The 347-nt window shown below is 62.8% G+C and carries 1 pseudogene; it reads right to left on the minus strand.

The window, feature by feature from the left end:
* Positions 1 to 347: pseudogene (locus SB725_RS30395) on the minus strand (alpha-ketoacid dehydrogenase subunit beta); the annotation flags it as partial.

The raw sequence follows: 347 nt of genomic DNA on the forward strand, positions 1-347 counted from the left end.
CCTCGCCGAACGGAATCGCATAGGATTCCTCAGGTACGTCGCCTTCCCGCGTGTAGAGCAGCTTGTGTTCGAGGAAGATCACGGGATCGTCGTCGCGGATCGCCTGGATCAGCAGCCCCTTCGCGTCATACGGCGTCGACGGGCACACGACCTTCAGCCCCGGGATGTGCGTAAACAGCGACGTGAGCATCTGCGAATGCTGCGCGGCCGCGCGCAGGCCGGCGCCGTACATCGCGCGGATCACCACCGGCGTGACGGCCTTGCCGCCGAACATGTAGCGGAATTTGGCGGCCTGATTGAAGATCTGGTCGAAGCACACGCCCATGAAGTCGATGAACATCAGCTCC

The organism is Pseudomonas sp. SIMBA_041, from assembly GCF_046535095.1.
In the GTDB taxonomy this organism is placed as follows: Bacteria; Pseudomonadota; Gammaproteobacteria; order Pseudomonadales; family Pseudomonadaceae; genus Aquipseudomonas; species Aquipseudomonas mucoides.